Source organism: Streptomyces sp. NPDC051214 (genome assembly GCF_040682375.1).
GTDB lineage: Bacteria > Actinomycetota > Actinomycetes > Streptomycetales > Streptomycetaceae > Streptomyces.
Genome location: NZ_JBFBAT010000002.1, coordinates 746,970 through 760,369 on the forward strand (window position 1 = coordinate 746,970; position 13,400 = coordinate 760,369).

Here is a 13,400-nt window from a genome sequence, read left to right on the forward strand (position 1 = left end):
AACGGGTCACACGGACCAGGATGGAGAGGGAGAGCCCTCGCAGGACACGCGGGAGTCCTCAGGAGGTGTCCATGACGCAGGACGTCAGCGCCCGCCCCGAGGGGCCGGAGCCAGATCCCGTTCCCGTCCCCGGGCCACCGGACGAGCACGCGCACGGCGGCGTACTGGTCTCCATCGGTGCGCTGCTGCTCGGCATGCTGCTCGCCGCCCTCGACCAGACCATCGTCTCGACCGCGCTGCCCACCATCGTCAGCGAGCTCGGCGGCATGGAACACCTCTCCTGGGTCGTCACCGCGTATCTGCTCGCCGCGACGGCCGCGACGCCGCTCTGGGGCAAGCTCGGCGACCAGTACGGCCGCAAGAGGCTGTTCCAGCTGGCCATCGTGATCTTCCTGGTCAGCTCGGCGCTCTGCGGCATGGCGCAGAACATGCCGCAGCTCATCGGCTTCCGCGCGCTCCAGGGAATCGGCGGCGGCGGTCTGATGGTCCTGTCGATGGCGATCGTCGGTGACATCGTCTCGCCGCGCGAACGCGGCAAATATCAGGGCCTGTTCGGTGCGGTCTTCGGCGCGACGAGCGTCCTCGGGCCGCTGCTCGGCGGCCTCTTCACCGAGCATCTCAGCTGGCGCTGGGTCTTCTACGTCAACCTCCCGATCGGTGTCGTCGCGCTCATCGTCATCGCCGCGGCCCTGCACATCCCGGTGCGCTCGACGAAGCACGTCATCGACTACCTCGGCACCTTCCTGATCGCGGCCGTCGCCACCTGCCTGGTCCTCGTCGCCTCGCTCGGCGGCACCACCTGGGGCTGGGGATCGCCGCAGATCATCGTGCTCGCCGTGCTCGGCGTCGTGCTCGCCGCGGCCTTCGTGGCCATCGAGCGCAGGGCGGCCGAACCGGTCATCCCGATGAAACTGTTCCGGGTCAGGACGTTCACGCTCTCCGCGATCATCAGCTTCGTGGTCGGCTTCGCGATGTTCGGCGCGATGACCTATCTGCCGACGTTCCTGCAGGTCGTCCAGGGTGTCTCGCCGACGATGTCGGGCGTGCACATGCTGCCGATGGTGATCGGCATGCTGATCTCGTCGACCGCGTCCGGCCAGATCGTCAGCCGTACGGGCCGCTGGAAGGTGTTCCCGGTCGCGGGCACCGGCATCACGGCCCTGGGCCTGCTCCTCCTGCACCAGCTGAACGAGAACAGCGGCACGGGCGAGATGAGCGCCTACTTCTTCGTCTTCGGCTTCGGGCTCGGCCTGGTCATGCAGGTCCTGGTGTTGATCGTGCAGAACGCCGTCCCGTACGGGGATCTGGGCGTCGCCACGTCCGGCGCGACGTTCTTCCGCTCCATCGGAGCCTCGTTCGGAGTCGCCATCTTCGGCACGATCTTCGCCAACCGGCTCGTCACCAAGCTGGACGACGCCGTGGCGGGGCAGCAACTGCCGCCCGGCGTCAGCGCGGACTCCCTCAAGGCGGACCCGCGCAACATCGCCGAACTCCCGGCGGCGGTGCGGCCCGGCGTCGTCCACGCGTACGCCTCGTCCATCACGGACGTCTTCCTGTACGCGGCGCCGGTGGCCCTCGTCGCCTTCGTCCTGGCCTGGTTCCTGCGCGAGGACAAGCTGCGCGGCTCGGTCACGGCACCTGATCCGACGCAGACGCTCGCCAGCAATCCCGTCGAGCGTTCGTCGTACGACGAGGTGGCGCGGGCACTCTCCGTCCTCGGCACGCGGGAGGGCCGTCGCGAGATCTACGTACGCATCACCGAGCGCGCGGGCTACGACCTGCTGCCCGGCGCCAGCTGGCTCCTGCTGCGGATCAGCCGCCACGGCCACGTCGAACCGGCGAGGCTCGCCGAGCGCACCACCGTGCCCCTGTCCGTGATCACGGCGGCGTCCCGCCAGGTCGAGGAGCGCGGGCTCGCCCGACGCCAGGGCATGGGCCTGACGCTGACCGACGAGGGCCGGGCAGTGGTCGCCAGGCTCGCAAGGGCCCGCGAGGAGTCCCTGGCCGAGCTGCTCGGCGACTGGTGGGGACCCGACCGGCCCACCGACCTGGTCAAGCTCGTCGAGGAGCTCGGCGCCGAGATGTGCGGCTCCGACGCCGAACAGCCGCACAACGGCAGGCCACCACGGCGCGGGGTGGCGGCCTGAGCGGCGCCGCCACCTCGCTCTCACGTCCGCGTGCGGGTCAGGTCAGACTGGTGCGCCGGTTCAGGTCAGTTTCTTCGCATCCAGCTTCTTCGCGTACCAGCACTCGGCGTACATCCGCTCGGTGAGCGGCTCGCTCTCCTCGTAGCCGTGCCGGGCGTAGAGCGCCCTGGCCTCGACGAGGTCGAGGCGGGTGTCGAGGACGATGCGCTCGGCGCCGAGCGCGCGGGCGGCGTCCTCGGCGGCGGCGAGGAGGAGCGCGGCGCCGCCCTTGCCGCGCATGTCCTCGCGGACGAAGACGCGCTTGAGCTCGGCGGTGGGAGGGCCGGGTAGTTCCCGCAGATCGTCCGTGAGGCGCACTCCGGCCGTACCCGCGGGCTCACCTCCGTACCGGGCGACAAGGAGTGTGCCGGTGGGCGGGCGCAGGTCGTCGCCGGTCTCCGCCGCGACCTCGCGTTCCAGCTCTCCGGGGTCGGTCCTGCGCCCTTCGTGGAGGAGGTAGTACCGGTCGCTCACCTCGGTGTAGTACGCGCGCCAGAGTGCGGCGGCGACGGGGGAGTCGACGGCCTCGGGGGCGATGGTCCAGGAGGCGGTGTCCGGGGTGCTGTGCGCGATGCGGGTGGTCATGGGGCCATTGTCGGGACGCGACTGCCGTGCCCCGCAAGCGAATTAGGGGCGGGGTGGGGCGGCTTGGCCGGGGTGGTCAGTCCTTGCGCCCGGTGGCGGCGATGCTGACGCCGAGCCCGATCATGGTGAGCCCGCCGACGCCGCCGACGGTCGAGAGGCGCCGCGGCGAGTGCGCGAACCAGCCGCGCGCGGTGGCCGCGACCAGACCCCACACGCTGTCGGACGCCAGGGCGATGGCGTTGAAGACCAGGCCGAGCAGCAGCATCTGCAGCATGACGTGCCCCTGCTCGCGGTCGACGAACTGCGGCAGCACGGCGGCGAAGAAGACGATGGTCTTGGGGTTGGCCACACCGACGGCGAACCCCTCCCACAACGTACGGAGCCCACTGTGGGCGGGGGCCTCGCCGGTGAACGCGGCGTGCAGCGAGCCGCGTTGGCGGACCGCCTTGACCCCCAGATACACCAGGTACGCGGCGCCCAGCAGCTTCAGCGCCGTGAACACGACGACGGAGCGCTCCACGACGGTGCCGACCCCGAGGGCGACGGCGACCACGAGCACGTACGCACCGATCGTGTTCCCCACCACGGAGGTCAGCGCGGCCCGGCGCCCCTGCGCCAGCGCCCGCCCGATCACGAACAGGACGCTGGGCCCGGGAATCACGATGAGCAGAAACGACATGGCGGCGAAGGCGAGTATCCGGTCGGAGGACATCATGCCCTCATGGCACCACGGGCCGGGCGCGGGCCGGTACCGCTTTTCCCCTTGCCCCACCGCCCGACCGTGAGCCTCGGGGCGCGGCCTCCGGGAGCGCCCGCTAACCCTTGGGCGCGGCCTGCTGGACGACCTCGAACGACCATACGGCGGCACTGCTCGACGCGGGCTTGGGGCGCTCTCCGCCGGCTGCGGCGCCGCCGCCCTGGTGCGCGGCCTTCATCGGGCCCTCCATCCACGCCTGGAAGGACTCCTCGTCACGCCAGCGCGTGTAGACGAGGTAGTCGTCGGTCCCTTCGATGGGGCGGAGCAGCTCGAACCATTCGAAGCCGTCCGAGTTCTCGACGGCGCCGGCGCGGGACGCGAAGCGCTTCTCCAGGGTTTCCCGCTGCTCGGCGGGAACGGTCAGCACGTTGATCTTGACGATGCTCATGGGGTCATCCTGCCGCAGGGGCGCCGCGGATCGAGGGGGCGGGGTGTCGCGTCCGCTGCGTCTTAGGCGGTCAGTGCGTGGAGGACCTCGAGGACGTTGGCTTGTCGGGTGCGGTTGGGCGGTCGGTGAAGATCGTGAGGTGCCATGCGCCGTTCGTGCGCACCATGCTGAAGGTGTCGTGCACGCTTTTGCCGGACTTCTCTTGTGCCGTCAGTTCTGCCGAGCCGACGTCCGGGCCCATGTCGAGGTCGACCTGGATTTTCGTGACCGAGAGGTCGCGGCCGCCCTTGTCGGCGAGGATTCGGCGGGCCTCGTTGCGGGCGCGGGAGTCGTCGGGGACGCCGCCCACCTCGATCAGGTGGTCCGCGTCGCGGGTGTTGAGTGCCTCCACGTAGGACTTAACTGCCGTGCGGGCAGCCTGTTTTAGGGTCGTGGTGTCGCCGGAGGCTGTGGCCGTGGAGTCGCATGCCGTCAGTAGCGCCGCTGCCGCGAGTGTCGCGGCCAGGGCGGCGGAGGCGAGGGTCGCGGATGCGCGGGTGCGGCGATTCATGTCGGCCTAGCTTCCGGCCGGGTGGCGGGCGCGCCAGGCTTGGGCCATCTCGTCCACGTCGAACGGCTTCAGGCCCAGGGGCGGGCCCGGGGGTGGCCGGCGCAGGGCCTCGGTGATCTTGGTGTTGAGGTCTGTCACGAGCTTGCGGGCGGCTTGTTCGGAGGGGGCGTCCGGCGCCGCGGCCAGGACGTCCTCGGCCTCCTTGCGCAGGGCGAGCGTCGGGGGGAGGTGGGAGAGGCCCTCGCGGGCCATCTTCTGCTTGATCCACCACTGCTCGTCGTGTGACGTGGTGTTCAGTTCTGCCGGCAGCGGCTTGCCGCGGCCCTTCAGGGTGGCGAAGTCGCCCCGCTCCTCGGTCTCGCGGATCTGTTTGTCGATCCACGACTCGAAGCTGACCTCAGGTGGTTTCCGTTCAGTCATGCGTCCATTGTTCCAGGCGACCGTGCGGTCACGTGAGGTGCGCCATAGGATGCGGCGGCGCGGGGGCGTGTGCGGCCGTCGCGCTTTCTGGACGCCGAGAGCTGGGGGAGCGTACGTGCTGGAGCTGACCATGGCCTCGATGGCCGGGGCGGACGAGGGGGCGACCGCGGGCATGCTCATGGCTGACGCCCCGAGCGCGCCGGGTTCCGTGCTGCGGGTGGGGCGCGATCGTGGGGTGTGCCGTCTTGTGCCGCCGGACGACTGGCTGTTCGTCTCGCGCACGCATCTGGAGTTCCGCTGCGGGCCCGACGGGGCCTGGACCGTGACGTGGGTGCGTGGGTCGCATCCCGAGCCCGCATCGGAGGTGCGGCTCAGTGTGGGCGGGGTGCCGGCGCCCCTTGAGTACGGGGGGACGGCTCCGCTGCCCAGGGAGGGGTCCGGTGATGTCGTCATCCAGGACCGGGCCGGGCCTCGCAGTGTGAACGTCGGGTTCTTTGTGGAGGGTTGAGGCCGGTTGGTGGGTCGGCCGCCGGGTGGTGGGTGAGGGCTCAGTCCAGTACTCGGGCCAGGGCCAGGCCGTCGTAGCCCTTCGTGCCCACCGTCTGCAAGGCCGTCCCGGTCAACTTCGGGTGATCGGCGATGAGTTGCAGCGCCTCGCGGGTGCCCCGCACGCCGGGGTCGGTGCTGTCCGCGTCGGCCACCGCGCCGCTCCGTACGACGTTGTCGACGATGATGAGGCTGCCGGGGCGGGTGAGCTTGAGCGACCACTCCACGTAGCGCGGGTTGTTGACCTTGTCGGCGTCGATGAAGACCAGGTCGAAGGGGGCCGCCTCCTCGGCCACGAGCGCGGCGAGCGAGTCGAGTGCCGGGCCCACCCGGACCTCGGTGAGCTTGTCGAGGCCGGCGCGGGCGAGGTTGCCGCGGGCCACGTCGGCGTGGGCCGGGGAGTACTCCAGGGTGATCAGGTGGCCGTCCGCGGGCAGGGCGCGGGCCAGCCAGATGGTGCTGTAGCCGCCGAGGGTGCCGATCTCCAGGATGCGGTGTGCGCCCTGGATCTGGGCGAGGAGCTGGAGCAGCTTGCCCTGGTTCGGCGCGACGCTGATCTGCGGCAGGCCTGCGGCGTCGCTGTCGTGCAGGGCCGCGGCGAGCGCCTCGTCGGCGGGGGTGAGGAGGTCGGCGAAGTAGGTGTCCACCGCGGTCCATTGCTGCTGGGGCATGGGGGCCTTTCCGGGGCGATCGGCACTCTTTAGGTTCGCTAACGATGTTAGTGGAGGGCGGGGTCGATTGTCAGCGGGGACTCGCCTCCGCCGAACCCCCCTCAATCGCCGGCCCCGACCCCGGCAACGGGCGGCCCGCGCTTTCCGTCATGAACCAGACCGCGATGCCGCCCACCACGGCCGCCGCCATCATGTAGTACGCGGGCATCATCATGTTTCCCGTCGCTCCGATCAGCGCCGTCACCACCAGCGGTGTCGTGCCTCCGAAGATCGAGACGGAGATGTTGAAGCCGATGGAGAGCGAGCCGTAGCGGACCTTGGTCGGGAAGAGGGCGGGGAGCGTCGACGGCATCGAGGCCGTGAAGCAGACCAGGAGCAGGCCGAGTGCCGCCATGCCGAGACCGATCGCCCAGAGCGACCCCTGGCGGATCAGGAGCAGGGCGGGGACGGACAGGAGCAGGAAGCCCACGCAGCCTGCCGCGATCACGGGGCGGCGGCCCACCCGGTCGGTCAGCGCGCCCGCGAACGGCTGGACGCACATCATCAGCGCCATCACGGCGAGCACGACGAGCAGCCCGTGCGTCTCGTCGTACTTCAGCTCGCTCGTCAGATAGCTCGGCATGTACGAGAGCAGCATGTAGTCCGTGACGTTGAAGACCAGGACCAGGCCCATGCAGAGGAGGAGGGCCTTCCACTGGCCCGTCACCATCTCGCGCAGCCGCACCTTCGGGCGTGACTGCTCGTCCTTGTGCGCCTTGGCGAGCTCCGCGGCGAACGCCGGGGTCTCCTCCAGCTTCATCCGCAGGTACAGGCCGATCAGACCCATCGGACCCGCGATCAGGAACGGGATGCGCCAGCCCCAGGAGAGGAGGTCGTCGGTGGAGAGGAGGGCCGTCATCAGGGTGACCAGGCCCGCGCCGCCGATGTAGCCCGCGAGGGTGCCGAACTCGAGCCAGCTGCCGAGGAAGCCGCGCTTCTTGTCGGGGGCGTACTCGGCGATGAAGGTGGAGGCACCCGCGTACTCGCCGCCCGTCGAGAAGCCCTGCACCAGGCGGGCGAGCAGGAGCAGGATCGGGGCGCCCACGCCGATCGTCGCGTACGACGGGATCAGGCCGATCGCGAACGTGCCCGCGGCCATCATGATCATGGTGAGCGCGAGGATCTTCTGGCGGCCGATGCGGTCACCGAGCGGGCCGAAGACCATGCCGCCCAGCGGGCGGATCAGGAAGGCCGCCGCGAAGGCGCCGAAGGTGGAGAGCAGCTGGGCCGTGGGGTTGCCCGAGGGGAAGAAGACCTTGCCGAGCGTCACGGCGATGTAGCTGTAGACGCCGAAGTCGAACCACTCCATCGCGTTGCCGAGCGCCGCCGCCTTCACTGCCCGCTTGACCAGCGCCGGGTCGACGACCGTGACCTCCTGCTGGGCGTCCGAGGGGGCGTCCGACGGGGTGCCCGACGGGGCCGGGCCGGACGGAGGGGCCTGCGTGCGCGAGGTCTGCGGGGGAACGGGTGCGACGGATGCGGCTGCCGGCAAGGGTTCGCTCGCCTGCCTCTCGGTTGACGACAAGGACAGGGCCGCCCGGCGAGGGGCGGCCCGCAAGCGACCATAGGTGTAGACGGCACCATTACGTTCGGTGCCCGGTCAGCCGCATACTGTCCGGAATGTGGCGCTATGCAGGGCGAATGGATCTACCCCCGGCGGTGACCGGAAGGCGTACTTGTGATCTATGTCGCGGCGCACGCAAGGAACCGCGCGCAGGGGGCCGGGGCGTTGTTCCATGGATGTGAGAGGGACGGTCTGTGGAGATCTGGTCGTCGAACGGACAAAGCGGGCTGGTTGGGAAGTCTGCGCGAAAGCCGGTAGAAAGCGGTGTGGCTGCCAGGTGAAATGGGGGTGTCGCGCGTCTCACCAGAGGGCGCGAGCCCTTCGGGTCCGACCGCACACCTCGGGGCCGACGGAGAACTCACGGGACCGACCGGACGTTGGGACCGAACAGAGACGACGAGCGGGCGGGAGGGCCGACGGGGCGTGGCGAATGTCGAGCACGGAGGACCGGGAAATGCCTTTGGGACGGGGGGACCCGGCACACCGACGACGCGGATCGGGGCGGTCCGTGTCGCCCTCTGGCTGATCGCTGCAGTACTCGCGGTGCGACAGGCGGCCGTCGTCCTGCGTACGCCGAAAGGCGAGCGGCTCATCGACCTGGAGACCTGGATCGGCCCGGACGGCGTCCTGCATGTGAACGGCTCGTTCTACGACGCGGACAAGTTCACCGGCACCCCCTTCGCGGGACTCGTGCTCAAACCGTTCTCCCGCGCGGCCGAGCAGGCGCTCGGCTGGGGCTGGACGTTCGGCACGCTGATCCTGGTCGTGATCCTCGGGCTCGTCGCCGCCCGCGCCCTGCCACAGCCCGTCTCCCGGCGCACCTCGCTGCTCGCCGCGCCCGTCGCGATCTGTCTCCTGATGCTGTCGCTGCCGGTGCGCAACACCCTGTATCTGGGCCAGACCAGCATCTTCCCCGTGCTCCTCGTCCTGCTCGGGTGCTTCGCGGTCCGCGGGGAACGCGCCAGCGGCGTCCTCATCGGCATCGGGGCCGCGCTCCAGCCCACGCTGCTGCTCTTCGCCGCCCTCTTCTGGTTCACCGGCCGCAGGCGGGCCACCGCGTCCACCGGCGCCACCTTCCTCGCCATCACCGCGCTCGCCTGGGCCGCGATGCCGCACGACTCGTGGACGTACTGGATACACCACATCGCGGGCGCGGGCCTCGGCGCGAGTCCGGCCGGTCTCGCCAACCAGTCGCTGCACGGCGCCCTGCTCCGGTTCGGCCTCGAAGGGCCGCTGGAGATCGGGCTGTACGTGGCCCTGGGCGCGGTGGTCGTCTGGTTCGGCCTGCGCCGGGCCGTGCGCTACGCCAAGGACGGGCAACTGCTGCTCGCCGTCGCGATCACCGGCTGTGTCGCCGTCGCCGTGTCCCCGACGACCTGGCAGCACCAGCTCCTGTGGGTGCTGCTCGCGGTGGTCGGCCGGGCCGGGAAGAAGCAGTCCGACCGGTACATGTGGCCCGTCGCCGTCGTCCTCGTCTCGACGCTGCCGGCGAAGATGATGCTGCCGAACATGCCGGTCGTGGAGCCCATCCGCGACAACGTCGTCCTGATCGCCGCGCTCGCCGCCGCCACGGTGGTGCCGTTCCTGTCCCGTACCGACCCGCGGTACCAGGAGCCCGTCCCCACCGACTACGCCAGGCCCGCGCCCGCGCGCTTCAGCTGGGTGCCGCTGCTGCCGTTCTGGCGGCGGGTCACCACCCGGCCGAACCTCCTGCTCGAACTGCTCCTGATCCGCGTCGGCTACTCCGCCTACCAGCAGGCACGCCTCGCCGCGACGGGCGGCACCAACTCGGGCGGACGGGCCACCGCCGAACACCACGGCGAGCAGGTCCACGCCATCGAGCAGTTTCTGCGGATCGACATCGAGCACTGGGTCAACCACGCGGTGGTGAAGGTCAGTTGGCTCGAGGAGTTCTTCAACTTCTACTACACCTCGTTCCACTTCGTGGTGCCGCTGACCGTCCTCGGCGTGCTCTACGTCCGGCGCCCCGCCGACTACCGCTGGGCGCGCTCGGCCCTCGGCTTCGCCACGCTCCTCGCGCTCGTCGGGTTCTGGCTCTACCCGCTGGCCCCGCCGCGCCTGATGCCCGAGCTCGGCTTCATCGACACGGTGCACGGCGTGCAGGACTTCACCCAGCCGGACTACGGCACGCTGACCGCGCTCACCAACCAGTACGCGGCGATGCCCTCGCTGCACTTCGGCTGGTCGCTGTGGTGCGGTGTGGTGATCGTGATGCTCGCGCCGAAGTGGTGGATGAAGGCCCTGGGCCTGCTGCATCCGCTGTGCACGGTCGCCGCGATCGTCGCCACCGGCAATCACTGGGTCCTGGACGCGGTGGGCGGCGCGGCCGTCGTCGGCGCGGGCTTCGGCATCGGCTACCTGCTGGCCGGGCCCCGGGTGGGCAAAAACCTGCGGGTGGCGACGGGCGCGGAGCCGGTCTCGGACGCGCAGCCGGTCACGGGCGCGGGACAGGTCACGGACGCCGGGCAGGTCACGGGCCCGAAGCCGGTCATCGACATGACGAAGGGCTCGGCGAAGGACCGTACCCCGAGCTGATCGTGTACGTGCCCGGGGTGGAGACCGTCAGCCGGGTGAACTCGCCGTGCCGCTCCAGGCAGGCCCCCTCGGCCCGGAGCCACGGCGAGTACACCAGGCGCAGCGTCACCGGCCCGCGCGTGGGCACGCGCACCACCATGGCCGACCCGGTGGACTTCACGACGGCCGCCGGCTTCGACACCATCGGCACCGCGTTCTTCACCCGGAACACCCGCCAGTTCGCGTCCCGCCACACCGGTTCGAGCCACTTGGGGCCACTGGCGACCAGGGCCGCCTCGTCCTCGGCGAACCCGTCCGGCTTGCCCGACGGCAGCACCACATAGCCGACGGCCCACTTGTCCAGCCACGCCCGGTAGGTGGTGGCCGAGAACGACCCGTCGTAGAAGAGGCGCCCGCGCTCGATGTCGAGCTGCCGGTTCCAGCCGCGCGCCATGTTCACGTACGGCGCCAGGGCCGTGGCCTCGCGGTGATTGCGGGCCGGGACCACCTCCACGCGGCCCCGGTCGGCGCCGAGCCGCTCCAGCTCCCGCACCACGCCCTTGGTGTCGGCTGCCCACTTCGGCACGGCCGTCGACACCGTCAGGTCGTCCGCGGTCTTCTGCCCGACCCAGGCAGAGGAGAGGATGAGCGCGACCGTGAGCACGACGCGGCGGGCGCGGGTCAGGGCCGGCATCAGGAGCGCGCCGAGCAGCGCTGCGGGCGCGAGCAGCTCGGCCAGGCGCTCCACGTTCGTGCCGATCGGGGACGGGATGAGGTAGGTCAGGACCGTCCCGGCCGCGTACACCGCGGCCCCCCACCGCAGCACACGCCACTCGCGCGGAGCCGCCACGATGAGCGCGAGGCTGAAGAGCACGGGCGGGAAGATCCGGTCGAACGGCATCAGGTGCTCGCCGGAGAAGGGGAAGAGCGCGGTGGTGATCCCCACCACCAGTACCGGCGGCACCGTCAGCGCCGCGGCCCGTCCCCAGTCACGTACGAGGAAGTAGGCGGCGCCCGCCACCACGAGGAAGAGTCCCGCCACGGGGCTGGACATGGTGGCGAGCGCCGCGCACACCACGGCGGCCCCCACCCGCCGCTCGCGCACGAGGACCAGGCACGCCGCGAACCCGAAGGCGATGCCGAGCGCGAACGTCGTGCGCCCGGACGCGACGTTGCACCACACCGCCAGCGAGGCGAGCACCGCGGGCCACAGCGGGCGCCGCATCCCGGTGCGTTCGACGAGCGCGGCGACCAGCCAGGCTCCGGCGACACCCGACACCACCGTCACGGTCTTCACGCCCACGGCGGCCATCAAGTAGGGCGCGATCAGGCTGTAGTTGGCGGTGTGCATGCCGCCGTACCAGAACAGGCCGTACGCCGCGGCCCCGTGCTCCGAGGCGAACCGCGCCCACGCCTCCTGGGCCGCCAGGTCGCCGCCACCGGTGGCGAGGAACGCCGCCCACACCGCGTACAGCGGCAGCGTGGGCAGCGTGGCGAGGAGCGGCACCCGGTGGCGCCGGCAGAAGGCGCGGAGGGAGGTCTTCCGCTCATTGGGTGTGCTGCCCGACGGCGCGACGGAGAGACCTGCGGAGACCACGGCGACCGTTTCCGTTCGAAGTCTTGGAAAGGCAAGGTTCACTTCTCAAGACGCGCCACGCAACGGAAACGTTGGCTTCGGCGCAAAAGCTCCGGGGGAGGCCCGGGGAGGCAGGGGCAGGGCGTGGGTGGAGTTGCCCCTGCCTCCCCGGCGGCGGGTCAGCCGGTCGTGACCTGCAGTTCCTTGACGCCGTTCAGCCAGGCCGAGCGGAGCCTGCGGGGGTCGGAGACCAGACGGAGGTCGGGCAGCGCGTCCGCGATCGCGTTGAAGATGAGGTTGATCTCCAGGACCGCGAGCGACTTGCCGAGGCAGAAGTGCGGGCCTCCGCCGCCGAACCCGAGGTGCGGGTTCGGGTCGCGGGTGATGTCGAACGTCATCGGGTCGTCGAAGACCTCGGGGTCGTTGTTGGCCGAGGAGTAGAAGATGCCGACGCGGTCGCCCTGCTTGATCTTCGCGTCGCCGATCTCGGTGTCCTGCGTCGCGGTGCGCTGGAAGGAGACGACGGGGGTGGCCCAGCGCACGATCTCCTCGGCGGTGGTCTCGGGGCGCTCGCGCTTGAAGAGCTCCCACTGCTCCGGGTGGGTGAGGAAGGCGTGCATGCCGTGGGTGATGGCGTTGCGGGTCGTCTCGTTGCCGGCCACCGCGAGCAGGATCACGAAGAAGCCGAACTCGTCGGAGGAGAGGTTGCCCTCGTCCTCGGCGGCCACCAGCTGGCTGACGATGTCCTTGGCCGGGCACTCCTTGCGGGCCGCGGCGAGGTTCATCGCGTACGAGACGATCTCCATGGCCGCCTCGGCGCCGACCTCCTCGGTGATCGCGTACTCCGGGTCGTCGTAGGCCGCCATCTTGTTGGACCAGTCGAAGATCTTCGTACGGTCGTCCTGGGGCACGCCGATGAGCTCGGCGATCGCCTGGAGGGGAAGTTCCACGGCGACGTTCGTGACGAAGTCGAAGGAGCCGTCGGCCGCGGCGTTCGCCAGGGCCGTCTCGACGATGGAGCCCGCGCGGTGGCGCAGGGCGTCCTCCAGGGAGCGTATGGCGCGGGGGGTGAAGCCGCGCTGCACGATCTGGCGGACCCGGGTGTGCTCGGGCGGGTCCATGTTCAGCATGATCAGCTTCTGGACCTCGATCTGGTCGCGGCTGATCGTCTCGTTGAACCGGATGACCGCGGTGTTGAGGTTGGAGGAGAACAACTCCGGGTGTGTGGAGACGTACTTGACGTCGGCGTGCCGCGTGACGGCCCAGTAGCCCGCGTCGTCGAAGCCGGAGATGCGGGGCGGCTGGGCGATCCAGCGCACCGGTTCCGTCTGCCGCAGCTGGGCGAACTCCGGGTGGGGAACGCGCTCTTGGAGCAGGTCGGGGTCGGTGAAGTCGAACCCGTCGGGCAGCGCTGGACAGGGCATCGGCAACTCCAGGAGTTCAGGTCTTTCATCTCTGTAGCTTTCCTGACGGTCCATCAGGAGATGCCCCGCAAGGTAGTAACGGGTTCTACAAGAGGCAAGGCCCGCGACGGGATCCCTTTCGTGCAGGTAGTGCGCAAGGTGCGTGCAAGCCCCTTGCGG

The 13,400-nt window shown here is 70.4% G+C and carries 12 protein-coding genes; 3 read left to right on the top strand and 9 right to left on the bottom strand.

Going from position 1 to position 13,400, the window contains the following annotated elements:
* Nucleotides 1–71 precede the first annotated feature (71 nt).
* Nucleotides 72–2,147 carry an MDR family MFS transporter gene (locus AB0M70_RS07725; protein WP_365817388.1) on the top strand — a complete coding sequence of 692 codons (2,076 nt, stop codon included), beginning with the start codon at nucleotides 72–74 and terminating at the stop codon, nucleotides 2,145–2,147.
* A gap of 60 nt (nucleotides 2,148–2,207) precedes the next feature.
* On the opposite strand, the gene AB0M70_RS07730 is transcribed toward AB0M70_RS07725, so the two are convergent.
* From AB0M70_RS07730 to AB0M70_RS07750, 5 genes are all read right to left on the bottom strand, one after another.
* Nucleotides 2,208–2,771, bottom strand: coding sequence for a GNAT family N-acetyltransferase (locus AB0M70_RS07730; RefSeq protein WP_365817390.1), 564 nt, complete (start codon nucleotides 2,769–2,771; stop codon nucleotides 2,208–2,210).
* A gap of 76 nt (nucleotides 2,772–2,847) precedes the next feature.
* Nucleotides 2,848–3,486 (bottom strand): LysE family translocator, encoded by a 639-nt coding sequence (locus AB0M70_RS07735; RefSeq protein WP_365817392.1) that lies wholly within the window; start codon nucleotides 3,484–3,486, stop codon nucleotides 2,848–2,850.
* Between the two features lie 100 nt (nucleotides 3,487–3,586).
* Nucleotides 3,587–3,916 carry an antibiotic biosynthesis monooxygenase gene (locus AB0M70_RS07740; RefSeq protein ID WP_365817394.1) on the bottom strand — a complete coding sequence of 110 codons (330 nt, stop codon included), beginning with the start codon at nucleotides 3,914–3,916 and terminating at the stop codon, nucleotides 3,587–3,589.
* Between the two features lie 70 nt (nucleotides 3,917–3,986).
* Nucleotides 3,987–4,466, bottom strand: a complete 480-nt coding sequence (locus tag AB0M70_RS07745; RefSeq protein ID WP_365817396.1) for a hypothetical protein — start codon at nucleotides 4,464–4,466, stop codon at nucleotides 3,987–3,989.
* Between the two features lie 6 nt (nucleotides 4,467–4,472).
* Nucleotides 4,473–4,886: a DUF1992 domain-containing protein gene (locus AB0M70_RS07750; RefSeq protein ID WP_365817398.1), complete on the bottom strand. Its 414-nt coding sequence runs from the start codon at nucleotides 4,884–4,886 to the stop codon at nucleotides 4,473–4,475.
* 115 nt (nucleotides 4,887–5,001) lie between these two features.
* Between AB0M70_RS07750 and AB0M70_RS07755 the strand changes: the two genes are divergently transcribed.
* Entirely contained in the window at nucleotides 5,002–5,394 is a 393-nt protein-coding gene (locus AB0M70_RS07755) for a hypothetical protein (protein ID WP_365817400.1), read from the top strand.
* 40 nt (nucleotides 5,395–5,434) lie between these two features.
* Here the strand turns inward: AB0M70_RS07755 and AB0M70_RS07760 are convergent, their stop codons facing one another.
* Together AB0M70_RS07760 and proP are read right to left on the bottom strand one after the other, a co-directional pair.
* Nucleotides 5,435–6,103 (bottom strand): O-methyltransferase, encoded by a 669-nt coding sequence (locus AB0M70_RS07760; protein WP_365817402.1) that lies wholly within the window; start codon nucleotides 6,101–6,103, stop codon nucleotides 5,435–5,437.
* A gap of 70 nt (nucleotides 6,104–6,173) precedes the next feature.
* A complete protein-coding gene (proP, locus tag AB0M70_RS07765) occupies nucleotides 6,174–7,634 on the bottom strand; it encodes a glycine betaine/L-proline transporter ProP (protein ID WP_365817404.1) in 1,461 nt (486 codons plus the stop codon).
* A 495-nt stretch (nucleotides 7,635–8,129) separates the two neighbouring features.
* Between proP and AB0M70_RS07770 the strand changes: the two genes are divergently transcribed.
* The gene (locus AB0M70_RS07770; protein WP_365817406.1) at nucleotides 8,130–10,262 is read left to right on the top strand and encodes a bifunctional glycosyltransferase 87/phosphatase PAP2 family protein; all 2,133 of its coding nucleotides are present in this window, start codon (nucleotides 8,130–8,132) and stop codon (nucleotides 10,260–10,262) included.
* Here AB0M70_RS07770 and AB0M70_RS07775 read toward each other — a convergent pair.
* Nucleotides 10,216–11,838: a hypothetical protein gene (locus AB0M70_RS07775; RefSeq protein WP_365817408.1), complete on the bottom strand. Its 1,623-nt coding sequence runs from the start codon at nucleotides 11,836–11,838 to the stop codon at nucleotides 10,216–10,218. The genes AB0M70_RS07770 and AB0M70_RS07775 overlap by 47 nt on opposite strands.
* 158 nt (nucleotides 11,839–11,996) lie before the next feature.
* On the bottom strand, nucleotides 11,997–13,241 hold the full coding sequence (locus AB0M70_RS07780) for a cytochrome P450 (protein WP_365817410.1): 1,245 nt from the start codon (nucleotides 13,239–13,241) through the stop codon (nucleotides 11,997–11,999).
* Nucleotides 13,242–13,400 lie beyond the last annotated feature (159 nt).

Excerpts from the sequence above, each read along its gene's own strand:
- AB0M70_RS07725 (WP_365817388.1), top strand. The coding sequence starts at position 72 with ATGACGCAGGACGTCAGCGCCCGCCCCGAGGGGCCGGAGCCAGATCCC.
- AB0M70_RS07730 (WP_365817390.1), bottom strand. The coding sequence starts at position 2,771 with ATGACCACCCGCATCGCGCACAGCACCCCGGACACCGCCTCCTGGACC.
- AB0M70_RS07750 (WP_365817398.1), bottom strand. The coding sequence starts at position 4,886 with ATGACTGAACGGAAACCACCTGAGGTCAGCTTCGAGTCGTGGATCGAC.
- AB0M70_RS07740 (WP_365817394.1), bottom strand. The coding sequence starts at position 3,916 with ATGAGCATCGTCAAGATCAACGTGCTGACCGTTCCCGCCGAGCAGCGG.
- AB0M70_RS07735 (WP_365817392.1), bottom strand. The coding sequence starts at position 3,486 with ATGATGTCCTCCGACCGGATACTCGCCTTCGCCGCCATGTCGTTTCTG.
- AB0M70_RS07760 (WP_365817402.1), bottom strand. The coding sequence starts at position 6,103 with ATGCCCCAGCAGCAATGGACCGCGGTGGACACCTACTTCGCCGACCTC.
- AB0M70_RS07780 (WP_365817410.1), bottom strand. The coding sequence starts at position 13,241 with ATGCCCTGTCCAGCGCTGCCCGACGGGTTCGACTTCACCGACCCCGAC.
- AB0M70_RS07745 (WP_365817396.1), bottom strand. The coding sequence starts at position 4,466 with ATGAATCGCCGCACCCGCGCATCCGCGACCCTCGCCTCCGCCGCCCTG.